Below are 23,230 nucleotides of genomic sequence, written 5' to 3'. Positions count from 1 at the left end.
CAATCCTGCCCGAAATTTGATTAAACAGAGTTTAAAACACATAAAGGCAAAACATGGGTAAGGATATTCCAGCAAAAATTTTTGGTACAGATGGGGTTAGAGGCAAAGCAGGACAGTTTTTAACACCTAGCTCAGTTATCAAACTTGGTTCAAGTGCTGGAATATTCTTTCGATCTGGAAACCAAGTCTTTACAAACAAAATCCTTGTAGGCAAAGACACTCGTCGCAGTGGTTATATGATAGAAAATGCCCTTGTTTCAAGCCTGACTTCTGTAGGCTATGATGTGATTCAAGTGGGACCTATGCCCACGCCTGCTATCGCTTTTTTGACTGAAGATATGCGCTGCGATGCTGGAATCATGATAAGTGCTAGCCACAATCCTTATGATGATAATGGTATAAAATTTTTTGACCATAGTGGATATAAACTTGATGAGGAAAGTGAAGCGAGAATCGAGCAAATATACCATGATAAGGAATTGCAAAGCGCAAATCTTAAAACGGGGCTAGAGATTGGCAGCTCAAAGCGCATAGATGATGTTATAGGTCGCTATATTGTACATATCAAAAACTCCTTCCCCAAGAATCTCAATCTACAAGGCATGCGCATCGTGTGTGACTGCGCTAATGGAGCGGCTTATAAAGTCGCACCTACGATATTCAAAGAGCTTGGCGCTGATGTGATAGTCATAAACAACGAGCCAAACGGACACAATATCAATGAACAATGTGGGGCGATGCACCCGCAAGTACTATCCTTAGAAGTCAAGCGTTATCGCGCAGATATTGGCTTTGCCCTTGATGGTGATGCAGACAGGCTGGTAGTGGCTGATGATAAGGGCGAAGTGGTTGATGGCGATAAACTCCTTGGGGCATTAGCACTATACCAACAGCAAAATGGCACATTAAAAGGTGGGAAAATCGTCGCTACACTAATGAGCAATCTAGCACTTGAAGAATTTTTAAAATCACATAATATAGAGCTTATACGATGTAATGTCGGGGACAAATACGTAATAGAATCAATCAAAAAACACAATCTGAACTTTGGTGGAGAAAATAGCGGGCATATTATTTTTAATAATTACGCCAAAACAGGCGATGGCTTAGTAAGCGCACTCCAAGTACTAGCCTATCTCAAAAGCACCAGACAAAGATCTTCAATCGCACTCAATCCCTTCTCTCTCTATCCTAGCCAATGCCTTAATCTCAATGTCTCTCAAAAAATCCCCCTAGAGCAAATCCAAGGCTTACAAGAGCGACTAGATTCCATAAGTAAATCTGGCAATCGCCACCTAGTGCGCTACTCTGGTACAGAAAATAAGCTAAGAATACTCATAGAAGGCAAAGACACAAAAAGCACGAAGAATCAGATAAACGAACTCAAGACTTTCTTAAGCAATAAACTCTCATAAACTTTATGATGCAAATAAAGACTCTGCTAAAAATATTCTTGGACCAATGCCAGAAGAACTTTGATTCCAAAAAATACCTCCTCGTGTTTCTTATAGCGCTTACAACGCTTGGGATAGATCAGCTTTTGAAATGGATATTTTTACAGGGCTTTGTTTTAGATTCCGGATTTATCACATTTGGCGGGTATGCGCTTGTGTTTAATAAAGGTGTGGCATTTTCGCTCCTTGAGTTTTTGGGAGAAAGCCTGAAGTATTTGCAGCTTTTTTTGCTTCTAGCACTTTTTGTATTCGGAATCTACAATGGGCTTATATCCCGCTTTTTTGTAGCATTTGGCTTGATCTTTGGTGCTGGAGGAAGCAATGTGCTTGATAGATTTATCCATGATGGTGTGGTTGATTATATTTATTGGCACTATGGGTTTGAATTTGCGATTTTTAATTTCGCTGATGTGATGATTGACATAGGTATAGGTATCGTGATGCTCTCAATGCTGCAATCGTCAAAAAAATCAAAAACCCCAAAAGGAGTGTAAATGCCAGAAAGAGCAAAGATAAAAGAAGTTTTTATCATACACGGCTATGACTCAAGCCCTAGGAAAAACTGGTTTTTGTGGCTAGAGAGTGAACTAAAAAAGCACGGAGGCATAAAAGTAGCGATTTTAGATCTGCCAGATTCGCAAAATCCTAATCTCAATCTATGGATACAAATCCTGCGCCAAGCCATCTCCCCTAGCAAACAAACCTTTCTTGTGGGGCATAGTCTAGGGTGTATTACTATATTGCAATATTTACAAACACTAGATTGTGTAGAGATTGGCGGTGTGGTGCTAGTAAGTGGATTTGCTAAAGCACTGCCTTCTTTGCCTCTACTTGATGGCTTTACCCACACGCCTTTGGATTATAGCAAGCTCAAAGCGATGATACATAAAAGAGTGGTATTGAGCGCTAAAGATGATTCCATCGTACCAACCACTTTAAGCAAGGAGCTTGCACAGAATCTTGGAGCAGATTTTATACAGACACAAGAAGGCGGGCATTTTATGGATTCTGATGGATTCAGAACTTTCCCATTGGCTCTAGAGAAGCTTGCTAAAATGATGGGTTAAAAGCAAGACTACAAGCATAACTCTTAAGTGTTTGCTCGATATTTCTTGCACAATGAATTGTGTCGTTGTCTTAGTTATTTTCCTGGGATATACCTTAAATTGCTTTTGTGAGGAATTGTACTTTTAGGCATTCCAAATTCCAATTGGATTGCATTGCTGGCGGTGGATCTAAGGCTTACATAGAGAACCATCTTGTTCCCCATTTCCTTAAAATATATATTTTAACGATGTGTGTTGTATAGAGGTATAAGAAAGTTATTCTAAAAAAGTTAAGAAATTTGTAATGATGCAGAACAAACTGTGGTGCGCGAGAGTGGATTGTTGATACTTTTGTGACAGTGCTTTATTGCACATTTGATACTAAGACACTTAGAGAATGTTTAAAGAGAATCAGCACACATAGTGCGCCAACCTTTGAAAATCATATTTTGAAAGGATGTTCTATGACCTTTTTTCTATCGATTATGTAAGGGATGAGTGCCATATGACGAGCGCGCTTTATGGCTACTTCTACTCTTTCCTGCCATTTTTTTGTGTTGCCAGTAAGACGGCGAGGCATTATTTTGTATCGTTCCGATAAGGAATGTTTGAGCATCTCAATATCTTTGTAATCGATAAATTCTATCTTTGCTTCCGTGTAGCGACAATAACGTTTTGAGTATTTTTTCTTTTCCATACTTCTCTCCTTTAAAATGGTATATCTTCGTCATCGATATTGATTTCTGGGATGTTCTGAGCCATGTTTTGCTCTGTTGGTTTGCTGTATGTGTTTTGGGTTGATTTCTGTGGTGGCTGAGTCTCATAAGAATCATAGGACTGGTTGGAATAAGAGCCTTCGCTTTGGGACTTAGTGTCAAGCATCTGCATGCTCTCTGCTACCACACTATGTTTTGAGCGCTTCTGTCCGCTTTGGTCAGTCCAACTTTCAAAAGAAAGTCTGCCGTCAATCAGTATTTTTGAGCCTTTTTTTAAATATTGATTGGCGACCTCAGCACTCCTGCCAAAAATCTTCACATCGATAAAACACACTTCCTCGCCTTTTGTGCCATCTTGTTTGTTGTAACGACGATTTGACGCAAGGCCTAGTGTCGCTATCGCGCTCCCACTTGGCAAATAACGCAAATCTACATCACGCGTAAGGTTACCTACAATAATTACTTTGTTGTACATAAAATAAGCCTTGGCTAAGAATCCAGCGTCTCATCCTGCTGAGATTCTTGGGCTGTCTCATGGGTTTGGGGTGTTGCAGGAGTGGTGGCGTTTTGCTCAGGCTTGTCTTTTAGTTCTGGTTTTGAATCTACTCTGCCATTTGCCCTATCTACCAAGCTTTGCCATGTTTTTTGGTCTTTTTTGCTTTCGTATTTGATCACAATAAAGCGCAAAATATTTTCATTGATTCTGTAGTTCCGCTCAAGCTCTGTAATAAGCGTGGGCTCTGCTTTAAAATAGATCACAAAATAATAACCTCGCTTGCATTTGTTGATCTCATAAGCAAGATTGCGCATACCCATGTCTAAGCATGTCTCTATCACACCGTTGTTGTTTGTGATAATTTCTTTAAAAAACTCAATTCTTGCTTTGATTTCCTCTTCTGTCAGCGTAGGCCTGACAATAAACATAGTCTCGTAGTGTCGCATATTTCTCCTTGTGGTGTAATCGCCCTTCAATATTTAAATCAAAGAGCAAGGCTATAAAAAGCGCGATTCTAGCTAACCATAGCTTGAATTTTTATTAAAGTCGTGAGAGGATGGGGGCTTTTCCCGCTTATACAATCAACATGCCATTGGTTGAGTAAATCAAAGATTTCAGCATAATCGCTTTCTTTCAGTCGTATGCAAAAGCTGCTGTGTCTTTCAACAATGTGTTTTGGAGGGTTAAACCCTAGAATCTCCATAGTATTTGGTGTGCCCACTGTCTTGATATAACAAAAAAACAAAAAAAGCTGGTAGAAAAATCTCCCGATTTCCCTGATAAGTACAACTTCCTCGATACCTTCTTCATAGATGGCTCGCACTATTTTGGTGAGGTTTTTTTTCTGCATAATCGCGCAATTTAGCTCCTCTATACTAAAAGTGGCTGTTCCTTCACATAAAAACTGCACTTCTTGGCTACTGATATGCTTTGTTTCTTGTGAGGTTGCACCTATACAGAGTTTTTCTAGCTCTTTGAAGGCTATTGCTAGGTTGTTGTTTTGGAGTTCTAAGATGTAACGCAAGTCTTGGGTTTGGACAGCTATTTTGAGTTCTAAGCAGCGTTGGGAAAGTATTTGGATGGATTCAGATAAGGTCGGCTCAAAGAATCGCACTTCGGCAACAGAGAGTTTGGTGCTTTTAAAATTTGTAGCAAATGCACGAGAATCTTGCGTGTATTGGGTGGTAGTTCTTGTATGGGAAGCAAAAAATTCAATAATAAGTGCGTTTTCTTGGTTATTTGCTAGGGCATTTAGGAGTAGATCGCAAGACTTTTTGTCCAGCTTTTTGTCCAGCTTTAGGCGCAAAAGTGTCTTGTCCCCAAAAAGGGATTTTTGCGACAAAAGACCTTCGATATAGCCAATGTCGCACTCCTCAAAATAAAAATTCTGTACTTGCGCTCCATCTAACTCTAAAGAGAGAAGTCTGGCTATTTTATCCCCATAAAAATTGATATAAAAATCGCTTGCTCCATACAAAAGGTAAGCATGAGGTTTGTTTGGTCTTGATAGTAGAGAATCTAGCTCTTTTTTATACATATCCTACTCCTCATGATTTTGTGTCTTGATTGATGATCTCGCCATACAAGCATCGCGTGAGCAAATCCACTTTTTTCAGTCGCACACGGACATTTTCAAACTGCAGCATATCTTTAAATTGTAGAGAATCCCCATTAGTAAGCAATATCCTTGCTTGCGGGATAATCTCTAACGCTATACATTGTGGCGTGCTTTCATCAATGGTTATTGCTCTAAGCTCTATGTGTTCATTGTTTGTAAGCTTTTTGTCTATGAAGCGCGCATATTTCATATCCAAAAATTCTCTTTGTAAATAGATAATCTCGCGCTCTTTGGTATTGAGATCATTGGTAATAGCATAGAGATTTTGTGTCAAATAGAGGAGTTTTTTAGTGCTGCAGGATTGTAAGTGTGCCTTTAAGATTCTATGTACGCACAAATCCCCATATCTACGAATAGGTGAAGTAAAGTGCGTATAAAGTCTAAATCCTAATCCAAAGTGTTCTTGTGCAAGCGTGCTATAAAGAGCTTTATTAAAAAAGCGCACTATCATAGAATCTACGATTTCTCGTATGCCATTTTTGCTAGCAAAATTCTGTAATTCTGAGATTGCTGCGTGCAATTTGTCTCTGTTTTGGGTGAGCTTTTTTGTGCCTAGGTATGTGCTATGTATGTAGCTAAAAAGCTCTTGTATCTTAGACTCCCTTGGGGCTTGGTGGATTCTGTATATTCCTAGAGGGCTTATTTCCTCTAGCATAGTAGCAGCGCAGATATTTGCTAAGAGCATAGACTCCTCAATGATGTGGTGGGATATGCTGGCTTGCTGGAGTGCAATCTCTTGCACACAAGAATCTTTGTCTAATACGACCTTGACTTCTGGATTGCGGAAGTCATATCCACTTTTAAGACGCTTTATACGCATCCTTTTGACGATTTTTTCATATTTCTTGAGCCATTGGAGGCATTTTTGGATGTTTTTGTTTCTAATGTTTTTGTGCTCTTGCCTTGCTAGGAGATTATCTACCTGCTCATAGTCTAAAAATGCATGCGACTTTATCACGCCTTCATGCAGTGAAAAGCTCTTGATCTCACCTCTTTGGAGCTTTATCTCAAAGACAAGAGCAAGACGTATCTCATTTTCTTGCAACGAACACAGAGTATTAGAAAGTAGAGGCGGGAGCATTGGCACGACAGAATCTGGAAAATACACGCTAAAGCAACGGTTTCTTGCTTCCTTATCCAAAGGTGTGTCTTTAGGGACATACTCGCTCACATCAGCGATTGCCACAAAAAGTTTGCGCTCTTTTTGGTCATAAAAGATTGCATCATCATGGTCTTTTGCACCCTTGGGGTCTATCACACAAAAAGGCAAGGCTGTATAGTCTTTTCTATCCGGATACAGAGTGTGATCAAGCTTATCCCCATAGCTCTGTGCAAAGCTAAGAGAATCTTTTGGAAATTCTTGCTTTATACCATGTGCTTCAAGGCAGATTTGCTTATCTATGCTTTCATCGCTAAAAACTCCCAAGACTTTGGTAACTTCAAGCGTTCTAGCGTTGAGTTTTATCACACTTTTCTTGGGCAAGGCTTTGAGGGATTTTTGCGAGGCTTTGGGGTTATAGAAGGTGTTATCTTGCAGACTTAAAGCTTGCAGTTTGGAGTCTTTATCTGCAAGCACGCATACAGCACTCACTTCTTTTTGCAAGAGTGTTAGCATAAATTTTGCTACGGATTTTAGCTGCATAACGCCATTGCGTTTGCCATGCTTCTGGGCTGCAAGTTTTGCAAGGATGATGTCTCCTCGCATGAGGTTTTGTGGATAGTTTTTTAGAATCAAATCCTTGCTGTATGCCCCAAATGGCAGCAAAAACGCTTTCTTTTTATCCAGACTTGTGTCAATTCTACCAAGCAAGAAGGATTCTTGCAATCCAAAATATTGCTTTTTTATACAGACAAGCGCGCTTATGCTTAGGAGTTTGTGAAAAATCTCTTTTTCTTTCTGACCACTTGGTTTGAGAGCCTGCCCTAGTACAAGATTTGTGAGAAATTCAGTCATAAAAATCAACCCGTTTTTTATGCAAACTCAGAATTTCACTCAGTTTGCGCGGCATAAAGCGCAGTCTTTCGCAGCTTACATTGATACAGAAGCTATTGCCACTATCGCGCGAATGCAAATGCCCGTGGATATTTAGCGAGCATCGTGCAAGTTTAAAAGTCTCATCAAGCACATCACGCGCCGCGCCAAATCTATCACGCGCCTTGCGGTTAAACACAGGAAAATGCGAAAACATAATGCGCTCATCTTCAAAATCACACACCACCGCATTGAGGTAAATATTTTTTAAGCACTCTTTGCCAAATCGCGCTTTTAAGCGCTCTTTGATAAGCTTACGCTCTGGAATCTGCAAGGAGAGTTTAGAGCATACATGCCAAGATTTTAGCCCCTTGACATACTCAAACTTGCCAATGTCGTTATTTCCCACAATGAGCGTCTTTGTGCCATTGAGTTTTTTGAGAATCTTATAGCCTTTGCCAAAGTATAAATCTCCTAAATGCCAGATTCTTGATTTTTCACTAAGTGCGCTATTCCACAAATATACACTATAAGAATCAAAATCTTTAAACCCGCATTCAAACGCGCTTCTTAAACGTGAGGGCTCTTTTGAAAGCACAGCTTCATGTCCGAAGTGAGAATCTGAGATTAAAAAAGTATCGCGTGTCAAAAAATAATGCAAATGTGCGCCTTAAAATGTGGGATGAAATTTTCAAAAATTCGTAGTTATAGCAGGTAAGTATCCTTTATGTTACAAAAACTTTTGTTCTTTTTTAGTTTGGCTTATCAATGGGTTTTTTATCTTTTTCAAACTCATCTTTAAATTTCTTCTCAAACATCGCCTTATTCATATGCTCATGCAAAATTTCGCCATTTTCCGCACACCATATCTGCCAATCTTCTCCTACTTTTACAGGCAAATAAAAAATATGCCCCGTGATTTTGCTAGCATATAAATACGCTTGCTTTAGCCTTTGTATCTTTTGTTTATAGGCTTGCTTTTCTATACTTTGAGATTTGCTTGCATTTACGCTTTTTACCTCAAAAATATGGATTTGGTTGTTTTTGTCTTTAAAGATAAAGTCCGGATAGCTCACGCGTTTCCTCTCATCATAATATTCATATTTTATATTTGATTTCTCTATGAAGTTTTTTCCAAAAAGATAGATTTTCTCCCCATTTATTTCTATGCTTTTAGCACAAGTTTTAGCAAGATTTCTAAGGACTTTACACCACTCTTTTTCCGCTTGAGAATCAAGCCCAAACTCATCATCACCACTATTATCATTGCGCCATATCCAGCTCTCACTCTCTGTGTTAAACTCACTCTCTTCATAAAAACTATACACTTCTTCGCGTATCTCCACACACTGAGATTCTAAATATTCATCATAGTTTTCCACCACACTTTTTACTTTATTTTTAATAGAATCCAAATTTGCACTAAAGCTATAAAAATCCCTAAACTCCCTCACATATTCTGCGTATTTTTCTCTCACTTTATCATCGCATTTTTGTATCTCTCTATAAGCTTGAAAAATGGACTTTTTAAACTCATATTCTTGCAAGGGGCTAATGCAAGATTCTATATCAATATGCTCTTTTGGCACTTCTTTATACATAGTCGCATAAAAGGGACGAAACTCTTTTATAATCTCATTTGTTTGCTCTTGATATAAGCTTTTGTCATCATAGATTTGCTTCTCCCCTTTTAGCCACACTTTTTTCCTGCCATTTTCTTTAGGCATTATCCCATAGATATATGCCTTGCTAAAGACTTCTTGCGTGGCAAAATCTAGCCTTTCAAACTCTTTTAGCATAGGATTTCTCCTAACTCTCCCAATCACTTGCATATCTAGGCTACTTGACTTAGAATCTCTCACTTGATAGAGCATACAAGCCCTAGGTATATCAAAGCCCTCTGTTATCACCATTTTGAAAATCACCACATCAATAAATGAGCTATTTTCCTTGACATATTTTTGCCATAGGGCTTTGTTTTTTACCTTATCTAGTCTTGTGTTTGTCTCATAGCCTTTTTCTTTCTCCACAAAGCACACCCATCTTAAGCCCATTTCTTCTACGACTTTTTTGATGATTTCTAGCTCATTTTCTGCCTTGCCCTCATTAGATATTTGCACAATAAAGCAAGGATTTATCCCTTGCTTTGCATACACTTCTCTCAATTCTTTAAACTTCTCTAGTGCCTCTGTTAAGTCTTCTTGCAAGTCTCTTTCACTATCCCCACACCACTCTACAGATTTTATAAGCCCTGCTTCCACTGCCTCACTCTCTTTTATCTCTACATCAAACTTATCATTTTTTGGCGTAGCAGAAAAATGCAAGATTTGCGTGAAATACTCTTGCAATTCATTTTCTAGCTTATTTGTAGCAATATGTGCTTCATCGCGGATTAAAATAATTTTTTTACCACTCTCTTTAGTATTTTGTAGAAACTTTAGCAATGCCCTTTCTTTGTAGATTCTGCTGCTTTTTGTAAATTGATTAGTGGGTAAAACATACACATTCGCATTTGTATCAATATCTAGGCTATATTCTGTATTTTTGCTATTTTCCGCACCACTACTTATATAAAAAGGCTTTAGCTTTGGATAAATACACGCATTGGCTAATTCCACAAAGCTTTCATAATTTTGTGTTGCTAGTTTGCCTTTTGAAAGTGTAGATACAAGAAACACAACTTTAGAGTTAAAACCTAGCATTGCATTCATAAAAGCTGCCATCATTCTTGTTTTACCACTGCCTGTGGGGGCTTTTAGCGTTATATCCTTTTGATTTTGCTTTGCTAGATAGAGCAAGCTTTGCACCGCGTTTTGTTGTAGTTCTAAGGCAGCTTGTGTCATTTGTCCTCCTTTGTAGAATCCCCATTGTCAGTGTGTAAAATACTCTCTTTGTGAGCCTTTGAAAAAGCCGAAGAATCTTGTTTGGATTCTAAACTCTTGCAAGTGCTTTCAAAGTTCTCACACACCCACTTAATCTTTTCTTGCTTAGAATCTGTAAAGTCTAGCCCATAAAGCCTTTCATCAATTTTGTCAAAAATACTAGTATCCATATCACTTGGAGATTCTTCTATATCTAGCACTTCTAGCCCATCGCCATAGGGCGTGTTTTTCTCAAGCCATTTAAAGCCCTTATCTCCATCATAACACTCTCCACTCATTATGCGTTTTAGTCGCTTTGTGGTTACATCATAAGCTATGCCATTGGGGTTTAGCTCTGTTTTTTCATTATTGGTTACTAAGATAGCCTTGCGGTTTCCGCCATCTTCGCGGTTGAGTTCCATTACGGCGTGGGCGGTGGTGCCGGAGCCAGCAAAAAAGTCTAAGATAATTTCTTGGCATTCGTCTTTTGGCGATAAATGCGGGAGCGACGAAAAAGTGCGGCGGTCATTACCCTTTAGGTAACTCCCTTGCACTTTTTCTTGCAACCCACATTTCTCATCCAAAATACTAGAATGCCATTTGCTTGTAGATTCTGCTTCTGCCTTATCTACTTGTGCTTTTTCTTGCAAAATCTTAGAATCGTCTTGGCTTGTAGATTCTGCTTCCGCCTTATCTACTTGTTCTTTTCCTTGCAAAATCTTAGAATCATTATTGCTTGTAATTTCTGCTTTAAAATCTATGTCGGTAGAATCCACCTTTTTAGATTCTAGGCTATGCGGCGAGTTTGCCCCCCCCCCCCGTAGTTGTGGCGTTGGTATAAGCTCCTTTGTCATTGTGAGATTTTGCATTAGCAAACTCGTGGCAATCCATAGAATCTACTTGTAAATCCACATAATCACTAGGGTTTGTTGTAGCGTGTCTTAGAATCTCTTTTATAAAATGTATAGGTTTAGGATAGGCAAAGTTTTCTACAAATCCTATATCTTTTGCTTCCTTTGTAGCCACTTGATTCATATAAGCATTATCTACAAATTTTAGGCTATCAAAAGTCCTTTGCTCTGTTTGCAAATCTTTCAAATAGCGTTTATAAATAAAGCCCCTTTCATTGTCTTTATGCTCTTTTTTAAAGCAAATTCGCCCTTCATCAATGTGCTTTTGTATTGTATTTTGAGAAAATCGCCAAAACATTCCTTTTGGTGGATAATCCTCCTTGCCTGTGTAGGGATTTTTCACGGCAAAATAGCCCGTTTTCATATCGCCACTTTTGGCAGATGGGTTATCGCTGACCCATCTGCCATTAGGGTCATTATCGGGGTTTTTATATCCGCTCAAATCTTTTTCTCCCCCCAACAAATTTATATTTGCCCTATCCTTTGCATAGCAAAGTAAAAATTCGTGTTGATAGTTTAAGCCTGTTTTTGCATCGTTTGTCGTGCTTTTTGTCTTGCGGATAAAATCCCCTACAAAATTCCCTTCCCCAAAGACTTCATCAAAAAGTCCTTTGACATAGGCTTGATTCCTATCATCTATACTACAAAATATCACGCCATCATCGCATAAAAGTTGCTTGGCTAGTTGCAAACGCGGATAGAGCATTGAGAGAAGATTATCGCGTGTTATGGCGTTGTCATAGTTGGTCTTAGCAAACTCCCCTAAATCATCTTTACCATAAGGCGGGTCTATGTAGATAACCTTTACCTTTCTTTTATAGTTTATAAGTAGGTTTAAAAGAGCAGGGTAGTTGTCGCCGATAATGAGTGTATGCGTTATCTTTTGCTCTAGCGTTGCATTTACTAAAGAAACTTCGGCTTCGCCTTGTTTTCTCATCTCAACTGCTTCCGCCTTATCCACTTGTGCTTTTTCTTGTAGCCCACATTTCTCATCTAAAATCTTAGAATCGCTTTCTTTTGTGGATTCTGCTTCACTTAAAGGTTCAAAGCTTAGTTTTTCATTTTTCACAAAATACTTTATCGTCCCATCACTCTTTTCTAATCGCACATCAAAGTGAAAACCCGTACGTTTTAGACTCATTCCTAGGGCGGATAGCTTTAACACATCTTCTTTGGATTCTGCATTTTGTATGAGTTTTATCAAAAAATCAGCATTTTCTTTTTCTAGGATTTTATCCTCTTGTCTTTGCTTTAGCTTTTTTATTTGCTCTTCCTTAAGCTCTCTTAGAAAAACTTTGTCTTGCATTTTTACTCCTTTTTAATGTAGTTATTTAAAAATCTGCGTAATTTCTTTGGCAATTTGCGTGGCATCGCCAAAATATGCATCCCTAAACTGCGTGCGGTTAAAAGTGCTTTGTCGTTTGGCTAGCTGGGAAGTGTGCGTAGCAATAAGCGCGCATAAATCTTGGAGATTCTTAGGGCTTTTTTGAAAATCTTGTAAGAATTGCACATTTTTGGGATTTGGCATATTTTGCAAATTTTTCGCATTTTGCACGTTTTGGTAGCCTAAAAACTCTAAACATTCTTTAATCCCAATAGCACGCAAAGATTGGGAATCTAGCGGATAATTTTGCGCTAAAAATGCAACTTCTTCAAGCAAGCCAGAATCTAGCATTTTTTGCGTGCGCGCCTTTATGCGCTTAATAATCTCATCACGTGGAAGTGTAAGCACAAAAAGTGAAAGATTTACTAAAAGCGGGTGTTTTTGCTTTGGATTTGCCCTAAAATACACGCTTGGGGGTAGGTTTGTCGCAAAATAAATTTCTAGAGCCTTTTGCAAGCGATAGGTATCATTTGGCTTGATTGTAAGCGCAAATTCACTATCAATACGCGCCAAAAACTCATAAGGCGCATTTAGCGCGCGTATTTTTTCTTGCACTTGCATGCGTGAATGCGCATTTATTTGGGGTTGCGGACTTAAGCCTTCAAGCATACTTTTTAGATAAAAGCTACTACCACCAACGATAAAAAGCACCTTTTTGCCCAGCACACGCGTCTCATCAAATGCGCTTGTGAGTAGATTCCAAAAAGTCATAGCATTGCAGGGTAAATCTGGCTCTAGCATATCAATTGCATAATGCTTAACTTCCTGTAATTCCGCTCTTGTAGGCTTTGCAGAAGCGATATTGATATATTTATAAACGCTTAGGGAATCAAGTGAGAAAATCGCACCATCATGCGCCTTTGCTAATTCAAGCGCTAAGGCACTTTTTCCGCTACCACTCGCGCCAAGAAGTGCGATTATTTTTGGGAAATGAGAATCTTTTGCGCCCATTTTTTTGCATGTGACAATCTTTTGTATTGCGTGTTTTGCAAAAACTATCCTAGCAATTCGTAATATTTTTTAATAAACACATTATTGCCAAGCCCATCAAACTTGCGGATTCCTAGCTTTTGTAAGGCTAGCTCTACGCCATTGAGCACCCAAGCACTTTCATGGAGTGGTATAAGCCCCATATGGTTAAAACGCACAAGAGAATCTTTCAAGTGATCCTGCCCGCCAGCAGCGTTTATACCAAAGTCGTTTTTCAGAATCTTACGCAAATCTTTGGCGTGCTTTTCATCATAAATCGCACTCATTGCTAGCGCTGGGCTTTTTGGATAGATTTTAAGCCCTAGCGCTCTTAATGCCTCATTTGTAGCAAGGGCGCGCGCAAGCGTAAGTTTGTAGATTGTTCCAATCCCGCCATATTCTTTCACAAGCGAAAAATACTTATCAAGCCCTTGAATGATAGTCGTTGGCGCAGTCCAAGCGGTGGTGTTTTTAATTTGATTTTTTAGCTCAGTTTTAAGATTGAAATAAAAGCCTGTGCTATGTGATTCAAGCACTTTGAGTGCAGAATCTGAAAGCCCAATAATGCTTAAGCCCGGCGGAAGCATAAATGCCTTTTGCGAGCCGCCAATAAGCGCGTCAATATGCGTCGTGTCAATGGGCTCAACGCCCATAGCCGTGATAGAATCCACCACGACCATAATTTCAGGATTATAGCTTTTTAGCGCTTTTGCGATTTCTTCTACTGGATGGCGCAAACCGCCCGCAGATTCACACATTTGCACACAAAGACAATCTAGCTCGCTATCATTTTGAAAAGCTTGCAAAATCTCTTGCTCACTTGCAGGTGTATCCCACTGATGCTTTATCTCGACATAAGGAATGTTGTAGCTTTGCGCGATTTTGCCAAAGCGCTCGCCAAATTTGCCACAATTCACACTTAGCATTTTTTTACGCGTGAATGTCCTCACACAAGCCTCCATTGCACCACTTCCACTACTTGCTAGCATAAGGACTTCTGGCATTTTAAGGAGTGCTTTTAGCTCTTCTCTGACGCGCGCAAAAATCGCCTCAAACTCTGGCGTGCGATGGTGCAGGGTAGGCACGCTCATCGCTACGCGGATAGATTCTGGAATGGGTGTTGGTCCGGGGGTGAAAAGTAGCATGTTTTTTCCTTTTTGTAGCTTAGTTTTTAAATAGCGACTGCAACGCGTCAATCCCTACTTTTTGCGCTTGCTCGCTTTGTGCTGGCATATCTTGTGGCGCACTCTCACCTACTTCTTGTAGTTCAATCTCGCAATCACAAAGCATACCTGCCAAGCGAACATTAATCCCGCTTTTGCCAATAGCCTTGCTTTTTTGATCACTCTTAATTTGCACGATTGCCTTATCTTTTGATACTTTGTTTTCTTTAGATTCTGAAATTTTTTCAATGCTTTGCATGTCTATATCTTTTTGGGCTTTTTGGATTTTGACACTTAGCACTTGTGCGGGGGCAAGTGCGCGTGCGATAAACATTTCTCTATTTTGAGTGTATTCGATGCAATCGATATTTTCACCATGTAGCTCGCTACTTACGGCATTGATACGCACGCCTTTAACACCCACACAGCAGCCAATGGGGTCGATTCTGGCATTGGTGGTATAGACTGCGATTTTTGCTCTATCACCGGGGATTCTGGCGCTTTTATAAATGATGATTTCCTCATCTTTTAATTCGGGAACTTCAAGTGCCAAAAGCTCTTCTAAAAACTTTACTGCAGTGCGAGATAGCTCTAAATGGATTTCACCTCGCTTGAAACCTACAAACTTTAAAAGTGCGCGGATTGTCTGCCCTACCTTAAAACTCTCTCCTTTGATACGATGCTTTTTGGCTAAAATCGCACGGATACCGCTAATCTCTACAAAGGTATTTTCTTCTTTATCCACGCCCACGACAACACCCGCTACAATATGGTGTAGTTTTGCATTGAGGCTTTCTAAGAGCTGGTCTTCAATCTGTCGCTGCAATCCTACTTCCAGATTCAAAAAAAGCTTATTGATTGCTCCTCGTTTCATAGAATCTAGTGCGATCTCATATTCCAAACTATCGCCAACTTGCACATCGCCATTTTCTTGTACTTGCGAGAATGGGACAAAGTTGGGACTCCCCTCTTGTAGTCTTTCGTCGTCATCAGCACAAACTAAAACTTTATAAAAGAGTCGAAGAGAACGCATTTTTGTATCTTTTTCTACAAAAAAATCATAATCTTGGTTTATCTCCTCTTTTGCTACACGAATAATGTTTTCACGCACTATGTTATAGACAACATCTGGCTCTATGCCCTTTTCGTAAGCTATCAAATCAACAATATCAAGAATTTTCTCCATATTTTTTACTCCTTAAGATATGAGTGGCTTGTGGGGATTACTCAGTCAATGTAGGAAATCTTTATGTAGCCTTTTTGAGAGGGAGTGATTGTAGTGCATTTAAGCTTAAAGTTCTAAATGCTCCCAAAGAGGAGCTTTCAAGGAGATTTGTTATACTTGACAAATACATTGTGGAGCACATCATGCCAAAAATCATCCTAACTATCAGTGATATAACTACTACAGGAGGCGTGGAACGGGTAGTAGTAAATCTTGCAAATGCTCTGGTTGGCTATGGATACGAAGTAGCAGTGATAAGTTTTTATAATGGAGCGTTGCCAAGAGATAAGCTCCCTTATACATTAAGAGATGAGGTAGAGCTCCATTTTCTTTATACTCTTCCAGAGTATAAGTTCAAAGAGCGCTTTATGGGTAATTTTTTGAAAAAAATCTATTTCAAAAATTTCCAAAGACTTGCCATCTCCTACAAAGTATGCAAAATGTATAGGGATTATGATGTGATGATTACTAATGACTGGACATTTGCTCCGTTTTTTCGCTCCAAACATACTCTATATATCAAGGTGTTACACCTAAGCATGAAGCATTTTAATGCTCGCAATCGCTCTTTTGATTGGGTTATCACTCTCACAGATTCCCAAAAGCAGCAAGCAAGCAAGTTTTTTAAAAATGTAGCTTGTATCCCCAACTTTATCCCATCTCTCCCTAGCAAATCCACAGACACAAGCCAAAAAGTAGTCTTAGCTGTTGGTAGGTTATGCCATGATAAAGGCTTCTTGCGATTGCTTGAGATATGGAATCTTTTAAAGAATGACAAAGCATTTGCTCAGGAATTCCAACAATGGCAACTAAGAATCGTAGGCAATGGCCAAATGCAAGCAGAAATCCAATCAAAAATCATTGAGCTTGGCTTACAAGATTGCGTCTTCTTAAGATCTTTCACAAAAAATATAGAGCAAGAATATTTGAGTGCGAGTGTGTTTGTTATGAGCAGCTATATCGAGGGCTTTCCTATGGTACTTTTAGAATCAAGCTCATATGGACTGCCAATTGTTGCATTTGATATCAGCACTGGGCCAAGTGATATTATCGAGCATGCCAAAAGCGGGTTTTTGATAGCCGATGGTAATCTCCAAGACTTTGCTTCTAAGCTTAAGATTCTCATGAGCGATGAGCAAAAAAGAGCAGATTTTGGCGCATATGCAAAGCAAATCATAGGCCAAAAATTTAGCAAAGAAGCCATATTAAGCCGATGGCTGGGACTTTTTGCGTGTAATAAAATACCAAGCCCTAAAAATCCTTTATCTCCCCTCAAGCAGACCTAACTGTCCGATGCGATAAAGCGCAAAGTCGTATTTGATAGGATCTTGTGAGTCAAAGGCCTTAAGACTTTCGCTTAGCTCCAATACAGATTGTAAATCTGCAATATTGCGCTCTAAAAGTCCAAGAGCCTTGCTTATTTGGAAGCTATGGGTATCAAGCGGGATAAGCAAATCACTTGAATCTATCTCGCTCCATAATCCCAAATCGATATTATCTTTCCTCACAAGCCATCTTGCAAAGAGATTCCAACGTTTCAGTGCGCTCTGTCCTTTGGGCTTGAATCTTGAAGGGATCTCCCCAAGTGCAAATTTCAATCCTGTGCTTTTGTGTACTCCTATTTTGTGTGCTATCTGCCAGAGATAGTACATGCTGTGATAGATTCCATTTAAAATCCTAAAGGGTGTAAAGTTGATATTGCTGTATCCATGTACAAAGACCTTTTTTACACCACCTTTATGAGCGCAGATTCTCAAAATTTCAAGCAAATAAGCTATATCCTGTGCGCTTTGGAATCGATAAAAAAGCCTAGTATCAAGAGATATGGGCTGATTACGCTGGAGACTTTTAAAATCAAACTTGGAGAGGAATTTGACAATCTGCTTCGCATTCCCATATGAAAGAAGTGCGCAAAAAAGCGCAATCTCTGCTAAACATTCGTGATTTTTAAATCTATGCACGATAAGTAAAGGATCGGGCTTGTCTGGGTTGAGTGCATCTTGGGTATTAAAAAGTGTGTATTGGGAATCTAAAAATTCTCGGAGTTTGTGGTTAGAAAACACTTAAGACGCCAAAGATGATAATCCCCATAATCACTACAGGTATCACAAATCGCACAAGGAAAAGCCAAATGCGGAATTGGAATCTACTAAAAAAAGAGCTTGTGGCAGATTCCAAAAATCCTCTGTTAAGTTTGTAACCCACAAATACTACAACTAAAAGCCCGCCAATAGGCATCAATAAATCCGAGCTCAAAAATGTGAGATTATCAAACAGACTGCGTTCAAAAAGACTAAAGCTTGGTGCTAGAGATTCCAAAGAGCTTATAATGACAATTTCGCCTATGAGCCAAATACACAATGTCGCAATCCATACAGCCTTTGCCTGTGTGAAATGGTATTTTTCTTGCAAAACCACTACGATGGGTTCTAGAAGTGAAACTGCTGAGGTAATGCCAGCAAAAATTACTGCTAAGAAAAAGAAGAATCCCACAATTTGACCACTATAAGCAATCTGCTCATTCATTTTGCCAAAAGCTAATGGAAGGGCTTGGAGCATAAGAGATGCACCTTGTGTGGGGTTTTGTCCAAATTCATACAAGAACGCAAAAATCATAACCCCAGCAATAAGTGAAATGATGATTCCACTCAGCACTACCCAAAGCGAACTTTTCAAGAGATTCTGTGAATTTTGTGAGTAACGCGCATAGGTCAAGATAGTCCCAACCCCAAGAGAGAGCGAGAAAAACACTTGTCCTAAAGCCTGCATAAAGACAAGCGGGGTAATCTTATCAATCTCAAAGCGGAATAAAAATGCGATGCTTTTGCTAAAGCCTTCTTGCATACTGTAAGAATACACAAGCAAGATGCAAAAAATCGCAAAAAGCAATGGCATAAAAACCATATTGCAAGTTTCAATTCCTCTTTTGATGCCTTTGGCTACGATAAATGCGCTCAAGAACAATATGAGGCTAAAACTAAGGCTTTGGATCCAAAAAGAGAGGGTGCTCAAATTTATAAAAAGTATCTTTGCAACATAAACATCTTGCGGATAGCCTATAAATGCCAAGCCCAAATAACACACAATCCAGCCAAGTACTATGGCATAAAATGACAAGACAATAGGACCCACAAACACACCAACCCCAAAGAGCTGGTACTTTGGACTAGCTTGTGCATGCTGTGATGCTAAAGTAGGATAGCACTCTAGCGCGTTTTTGCGAGAAGTAAGTCCAATGAGCATTTCTGCTATGAGCATTGCCACACCAATAGAGCAGGCTAAAACTACATATAGCAGGACGAAAGCCCCACCACCATTTATGCCTGCTGTATAAGGGAATTTCCAGATATGACCTAATCCAATAGAACTACCAAGTGTTGCTAGGATAAATCCAGTTTTAGAAAAATTCATTTTCGCCCTTCGTGTAATCCCCCTTTGTGGAGTCCCAAAAAAGATTCGTAATAAGCCTAGCTTATTACAACCAACCTTTTTTCTTGAAATACACAATGGGAAAAAGTGTCGATAGTGCCATCACCACAAGTACTATAGGATAGCCAAAATCCCAATGCGTTTCAGGCATGACATCAAAATTCATCCCATAAATCGTACCAATTAGCGTAGGGGGCATCATAGCTACTGTTACGACTGTGAAGAGCTTGATTGTTTTGTTCTGCTCAATATTGATTTGATTGGTCAAAATATTTTGCACATTATCAAGTGCATTCATGTTGACTGCAGTAAATTCCACAAGAGAATTTAAATCTTTGAGTACGATAGTGAGGTTTTTTTTGGTTTGGGAATCTGCCTTATCGCTTTTTAATATCGCAGTAATAGCCCGTCTTTTGTCAAACAAAGAATCTCTCACACTCATATTGAGTTCTTGCAGATTTGAAAGTCTCTCAAGTGTGTGCTCATAGTCGGTGATTTTTTCGTTAAAAACATTTTTCCGCAGGATTCGAGTTTCTTTGGCCGCAGATTCTAGTAAATCAGCATCTTTTTCTACTCTTGCTTCAAACATCTTGGCAATAAGATCAAAACCACTTTCAAAATTCTTAGGGCTTGCCAACACAATGGCTTCAATTTCCTCAAATACCTTAAACTCGCTATAACGCAAAGTAAAGAGAATATTTTTATGCAAGATAAATGTTACTGTCTCATTGACAAGCTCATTTCCTGCGCGGATAAGAAAATAAGTATTGATAGTGATACTATTGCTATCCTCCCAGTAACGCGCAGATTGCTCAATCTCCTCACGTTCTTCTTTAGTAGGAATATCAAGATTATAAGTATTGGCGATGTGATCTATTTCTATACTACTTGGCGCAAAAAGATCAATCCAAAGAATAGTTTTATGAGAATCAAACTCACCGTTAAAGCTCTCTCGACTTACAAACCCACCTTGTTTGAAAAACACATTCATGCGCAGCCTTTAATGCTTCGGCCTTTCAACATCTAAGACTGGTCTGTGCATATAGAGTTTGCAGTTCTTTGTCAGGCTTTTGGGGAGTATGATGCTTAGGAGTATGTGAGAAAAAATCTATTTTTGTAATTTCACATGGCTTGCCTATACTCTGCGTATAATCCTGCTCCAAATCCTTTGCTTGCTTGAGGATGTCATTGCGCAATTCATAAGTGATATGCTGCTTTTGGCTTGCACTTAAAGTGGGATGAGCCTCAGGCAAGATGATCATAAAAAATCCAAGATTTGTATTTATAAGCTCAACTTCTTGCAGTAAGTCATTGTATTGTCCTAGCTTGTCTCTTGAAAACCTACAAGAAAAGCTTGCGTTGAAGTTCTGTCCATTCACAGATTTTGCGCCATTTTTGTAAGAAAAGACAGGCTCTAATGTATGGGTGCCACCATGACATAACCCGCTTTCTTCGATTTTCTCTGCTATTTTTCGAAAAGCCGTGCTAATCATGGATTTTTCTTCGGGACTTAAGGATAATTTTTGTGAAAGTTCTAAGCTAGCACTAAAACGTGGCGAAGCACTGTATTCATCTGGCTGCACATTTTTGCTTGCACTCAAAGGAATATTAAGCTCAGTAGGTGTTTTGGCAAAATGGACTAAGAAATTTTTGTTCTCCAAAAAAAGCACATAAAACACGATCCCACCACCAAATAATATTAAGCAAAACAGCGCAAACAAAAAGCTCTTAAACGACGCCATATCCAACCCCTGCGAATTTATAAATTTGCAAAATTATAACAAAAGCTCAAATCAGTTTTAAAAGCCAAAAGTTAAAATTTATAGGAACTTAAAAAAAATCACAACTTTTCTAGCGAAACCACTTTCGTATGACACACCAAGTCATAAAGCGTCTTAGAATCTTTTCGGAATAATGCGAGTAATACTCCCACGACACAAGCCATGCTAAAAATCCATAACAAATAACGCAAAAAAGCCACAAGAAATGATGGTTTTTGTATGTCTGCACCTTCTTGTACAAGCTTTATCCTTGCATATCTGTAGCCGGGTGTTTGTCCACTTGCTGCAAAAAAGAGTGCTGTGATAATTCCAAACAAAATGACACACACAAAAATAGCAATATGATTTTCTAAAAATGCTTCTTTAGAGCCAAGCACAAAGTAGGTTGTAATATAAAGGATTGGCATATTTATCATAAACATATCTGTAACAAAGGCTATAAGCCTGTCTATTAAATGGAATGGTTTTTTTTTGTTTTTATGAGGCTTTTTATTCACTTAGTTTCCTCTGCTACCTGGTTTTATGGCTATGCTACCAGTCTTACACAAAGGACATTGGCTTGGCTCATACATCTCAAACACAAAATCATCTAACGCAAAAAGTGGTTTATCTTTTGGGAGTTTGGCAAGTGATAAGGATTGTATTTTAGAGCCTACGCGCTTGCAGATTCCACGATTGGCTAGTCCGGCAAATCCTACTATCTTCGCCCCCTTTTTTTCTACGCATTGGGCAGATTCTAGTGCAGAACCACCTGTTGTGATAATATCCTCGCAAATAAGCACCGCTTCATCTTTGCTAACGCTAAAGCCTCTACGCAAAGTCATCTCACCATTTACGCGCTCTGTGAAGATAAATCGCACGCCAAGCGTTCGTGCCAGCTCATAGCCTGCGAGAATCCCTCCAAGTGCTGGCGAACAGACACAGCTGATTTCTAGCCCATAAGCCGTAATCTCTTTGGCTAAAGCTTGGACAAGAATTTCTGCTACTTTTGGATTCTCAAGTACTTTGGCTGATTGTAGGTAATAGGCAGAATGATTGCCGCTGCTGAGCAAAAAATGTCCTTCTAAAAGAGCCTGTGCTTTTATGTAGTATCCTCTTACGTCCATATCTCTCCCTTTGTTTAAGGCTTACTTGGAGTCGAAACTTCTGGCGACTCTAGCAAACAGTAGATTAAAGTTTATTGTTTCACTCCATATTTTTGAAGTATTATCCACGAAAACAAAACATCAAAGGAGTTTTGCTTGCTAGAAGATTCAAAGCGGATGATTTACCTTGCAGGTGGTTGCTTTTGGGGGATAGAAGCGTATATGAAAGGCATTTATGGTGTCCTTGAGACAGAAGTAGGCTATGCGAATGGCAAAACCAGCGATACAAACTACCACATGCTTCATATAACCGATCATGCCGAAGTAGTAAAAGTCCTCTATGATCATTTAAAAATGCCTCTTGCAAGACTGCTAGAGAAGTTTTTTAAAGTCATCGATCCTATAAGTATCAACAAGCAAGGAAATGATGTAGGGCGACAATACAGAAGTGGGATCTATTACCCGCCAGATTCTGATGTATATACTACTGCTAAAGAGGCACTCGATAATCTCCAAAGCAGATACCAACAAAAAATTAAAATCGAGCTTTTTGTATTGCAAAATTATGTACGCGCTGAGGAATACCACCAAAATTATCTCGAGAAAAATCCCTATGGCTATTGTCATATTGACCTGCAAAATGTGGGTGAGATCATACAGAGCGATTATCCAAAACCAGATTCTCAATATCTTAGAGCTACACTTACCCCATTGCAATATGACGTTACCCAAGAAAGTGCGACAGAGATGGCATTTGATAATGAATATTGGGACAACCACGAGCATGGAATCTATGTAGATAGAGTAAGCGGTGAGCCGCTTTTTAGCTCTTATGACAAATATGATTCTGGCAGTGGATGGCCAAGCTTTGTGAGACCAATAAGCCCAGAAGTAGTAAGGACAAAAGAGGATTTTAGTTTGAATATGTCGCGTATAGAAGTATTAAGCCGCGCTTCAAACTCACATTTAGGACATGTATTTGATGATGGACCAAGAGGAGGACTAAGATATTGTATCAACAGTGCTTCGCTACGCTTTATACCATTAGAAGCTATGAAAAAAGAAGGCTATGGGTTTTTGCTCAAGCTTTTTGAAAGACCACTTTGACATAAAGTGTGGT

Annotated in this window: 21 protein-coding genes and 2 pseudogenes; 5 read left to right on the top strand and 18 right to left on the bottom strand. The window is 39.2% G+C overall.

Annotation, left to right across the window (positions count from 1 at the left end):
- Positions 1 to 53: 53 nt before the first annotated feature.
- Genes glmM through CCY97_RS02605 form a run of 3 tightly spaced genes read left to right on the top strand, consistent with a single transcriptional unit; the run spans position 54 to position 2,521 of the window.
- Positions 54 to 1,415: a phosphoglucosamine mutase gene (gene glmM, locus CCY97_RS02615; RefSeq protein WP_112063941.1), complete on the top strand. Its 1,362-nt coding sequence runs from the start codon at positions 54 to 56 to the stop codon at positions 1,413 to 1,415.
- A gap of 8 nt (positions 1,416 to 1,423) precedes the next feature.
- A complete protein-coding gene (gene lspA / locus CCY97_RS02610) occupies positions 1,424 to 1,948 on the top strand; it encodes a signal peptidase II (protein WP_112063994.1) in 525 nt (174 codons plus the stop codon).
- Entirely contained in the window at positions 1,949 to 2,521 is a 573-nt protein-coding gene (locus tag CCY97_RS02605) for an alpha/beta hydrolase (protein ID WP_112063940.1), read from the top strand.
- 421 nt (positions 2,522 to 2,942) lie between these two features.
- Here CCY97_RS02605 and rpsR read toward each other — a convergent pair whose 3' ends face one another.
- From rpsR to nusA, 12 genes and pseudogenes are all read right to left on the bottom strand, one after another.
- Positions 2,943 to 3,197, bottom strand: coding sequence for a 30S ribosomal protein S18 (gene rpsR / locus CCY97_RS02600; RefSeq protein WP_112063939.1), 255 nt, complete (start codon positions 3,195 to 3,197; stop codon positions 2,943 to 2,945).
- Between the two features lie 11 nt (positions 3,198 to 3,208).
- Entirely contained in the window at positions 3,209 to 3,691 is a 483-nt protein-coding gene (locus CCY97_RS02595; protein ID WP_112063938.1) for a single-stranded DNA-binding protein, read from the bottom strand.
- A 131-nt stretch (positions 3,692 to 3,822) separates the two neighbouring features.
- Positions 3,823 to 4,158, bottom strand: a pseudogene (gene rpsF, locus CCY97_RS02590) (30S ribosomal protein S6); the annotation flags it as partial.
- 68 nt (positions 4,159 to 4,226) lie between these two features.
- Positions 4,227 to 5,249 carry a DNA polymerase III subunit delta gene (gene holA / locus CCY97_RS02585; RefSeq protein WP_112063936.1) on the bottom strand — a complete coding sequence of 341 codons (1,023 nt, stop codon included), beginning with the start codon at positions 5,247 to 5,249 and terminating at the stop codon, positions 4,227 to 4,229.
- A gap of 10 nt (positions 5,250 to 5,259) precedes the next feature.
- Positions 5,260 to 7,284: a ribonuclease R family protein gene (locus tag CCY97_RS02580; RefSeq protein WP_112063935.1), complete on the bottom strand. Its 2,025-nt coding sequence runs from the start codon at positions 7,282 to 7,284 to the stop codon at positions 5,260 to 5,262.
- Positions 7,277 to 7,963 carry a hypothetical protein gene (locus CCY97_RS02575; RefSeq protein WP_112063934.1) on the bottom strand — a complete coding sequence of 229 codons (687 nt, stop codon included), beginning with the start codon at positions 7,961 to 7,963 and terminating at the stop codon, positions 7,277 to 7,279. The genes CCY97_RS02580 and CCY97_RS02575 overlap by 8 nt, the downstream gene beginning before the upstream one ends.
- A gap of 91 nt (positions 7,964 to 8,054) precedes the next feature.
- A complete protein-coding gene (locus tag CCY97_RS02570; RefSeq protein ID WP_112063933.1) occupies positions 8,055 to 10,145 on the bottom strand; it encodes a DEAD/DEAH box helicase family protein in 2,091 nt (696 codons plus the stop codon).
- Positions 10,142 to 10,636 (bottom strand): annotated as a pseudogene (locus CCY97_RS08565) (DNA methyltransferase); the annotation flags it as partial. The gene CCY97_RS02570 and the pseudogene CCY97_RS08565, both read right to left, overlap by 4 nt.
- 319 nt (positions 10,637 to 10,955) lie before the next feature.
- Positions 10,956 to 12,380 carry a site-specific DNA-methyltransferase gene (locus CCY97_RS02560; RefSeq protein WP_258456881.1) on the bottom strand — a complete coding sequence of 475 codons (1,425 nt, stop codon included), beginning with the start codon at positions 12,378 to 12,380 and terminating at the stop codon, positions 10,956 to 10,958.
- A 21-nt stretch (positions 12,381 to 12,401) separates the two neighbouring features.
- Complete coding sequence (miaA, locus tag CCY97_RS02555; RefSeq protein WP_112063931.1) at positions 12,402 to 13,409, bottom strand: tRNA (adenosine(37)-N6)-dimethylallyltransferase MiaA; 1,008 nt, start codon at positions 13,407 to 13,409, stop codon at positions 12,402 to 12,404.
- A gap of 44 nt (positions 13,410 to 13,453) precedes the next feature.
- Entirely contained in the window at positions 13,454 to 14,572 is a 1,119-nt protein-coding gene (locus CCY97_RS02550; protein ID WP_112063930.1) for an alanine--glyoxylate aminotransferase family protein, read from the bottom strand.
- Positions 14,573 to 14,591: 19 nt separating this feature from the next.
- Positions 14,592 to 15,776 carry a transcription termination factor NusA gene (gene nusA / locus CCY97_RS02545; protein ID WP_112063929.1) on the bottom strand — a complete coding sequence of 395 codons (1,185 nt, stop codon included), beginning with the start codon at positions 15,774 to 15,776 and terminating at the stop codon, positions 14,592 to 14,594.
- Positions 15,777 to 15,958: 182 nt separating this feature from the next.
- Between nusA and CCY97_RS02540 the strand changes: the two genes are divergently transcribed.
- On the top strand, positions 15,959 to 17,101 hold the full coding sequence (locus CCY97_RS02540; protein WP_146744491.1) for a glycosyltransferase family 4 protein: 1,143 nt from the start codon (positions 15,959 to 15,961) through the stop codon (positions 17,099 to 17,101).
- On the opposite strand, the gene CCY97_RS02535 is transcribed toward CCY97_RS02540, so the two are convergent.
- The 6 genes from CCY97_RS02535 to pyrE form a co-directional block, all read right to left on the bottom strand.
- Positions 17,078 to 17,878 carry a TIGR02757 family protein gene (locus CCY97_RS02535; protein WP_112063927.1) on the bottom strand — a complete coding sequence of 267 codons (801 nt, stop codon included), beginning with the start codon at positions 17,876 to 17,878 and terminating at the stop codon, positions 17,078 to 17,080. The genes CCY97_RS02540 and CCY97_RS02535 overlap by 24 nt on opposite strands.
- Complete coding sequence (locus CCY97_RS02530) at positions 17,868 to 19,226, bottom strand: sodium-dependent transporter (protein WP_112063926.1); 1,359 nt, start codon at positions 19,224 to 19,226, stop codon at positions 17,868 to 17,870. Before CCY97_RS02530 ends, CCY97_RS02535 begins: the two co-directional genes overlap by 11 nt.
- A 64-nt stretch (positions 19,227 to 19,290) precedes the next feature.
- Positions 19,291 to 20,235 (bottom strand): magnesium/cobalt transporter CorA, encoded by a 945-nt coding sequence (gene corA, locus CCY97_RS02525; RefSeq protein WP_112063925.1) that lies wholly within the window; start codon positions 20,233 to 20,235, stop codon positions 19,291 to 19,293.
- A gap of 25 nt (positions 20,236 to 20,260) precedes the next feature.
- Positions 20,261 to 20,986 carry a hypothetical protein gene (locus tag CCY97_RS02520; RefSeq protein ID WP_112063924.1) on the bottom strand — a complete coding sequence of 242 codons (726 nt, stop codon included), beginning with the start codon at positions 20,984 to 20,986 and terminating at the stop codon, positions 20,261 to 20,263.
- A gap of 98 nt (positions 20,987 to 21,084) precedes the next feature.
- On the bottom strand, positions 21,085 to 21,522 hold the full coding sequence (locus CCY97_RS02515) for an RDD family protein (RefSeq protein WP_112063923.1): 438 nt from the start codon (positions 21,520 to 21,522) through the stop codon (positions 21,085 to 21,087).
- Positions 21,523 to 22,131, bottom strand: coding sequence for an orotate phosphoribosyltransferase (pyrE, locus tag CCY97_RS02510; RefSeq protein WP_112063922.1), 609 nt, complete (start codon positions 22,129 to 22,131; stop codon positions 21,523 to 21,525).
- Positions 22,132 to 22,266: 135 nt separating this feature from the next.
- Between pyrE and msrB the strand changes: the two genes are divergently transcribed.
- Entirely contained in the window at positions 22,267 to 23,217 is a 951-nt protein-coding gene (gene msrB / locus CCY97_RS02505; RefSeq protein WP_258456879.1) for a peptide-methionine (R)-S-oxide reductase MsrB, read from the top strand.
- The last annotated feature ends 13 nt before the right edge of the window (positions 23,218 to 23,230 follow it).

The organism is Helicobacter sp. 10-6591 (assembly GCF_003288805.1).
GTDB lineage: Bacteria > Campylobacterota > Campylobacteria > Campylobacterales > Helicobacteraceae > Helicobacter_F.
Note: the sequence above shows the minus strand (reverse complement) of the source record. Positions and strands in the feature narration are given on the sequence as shown.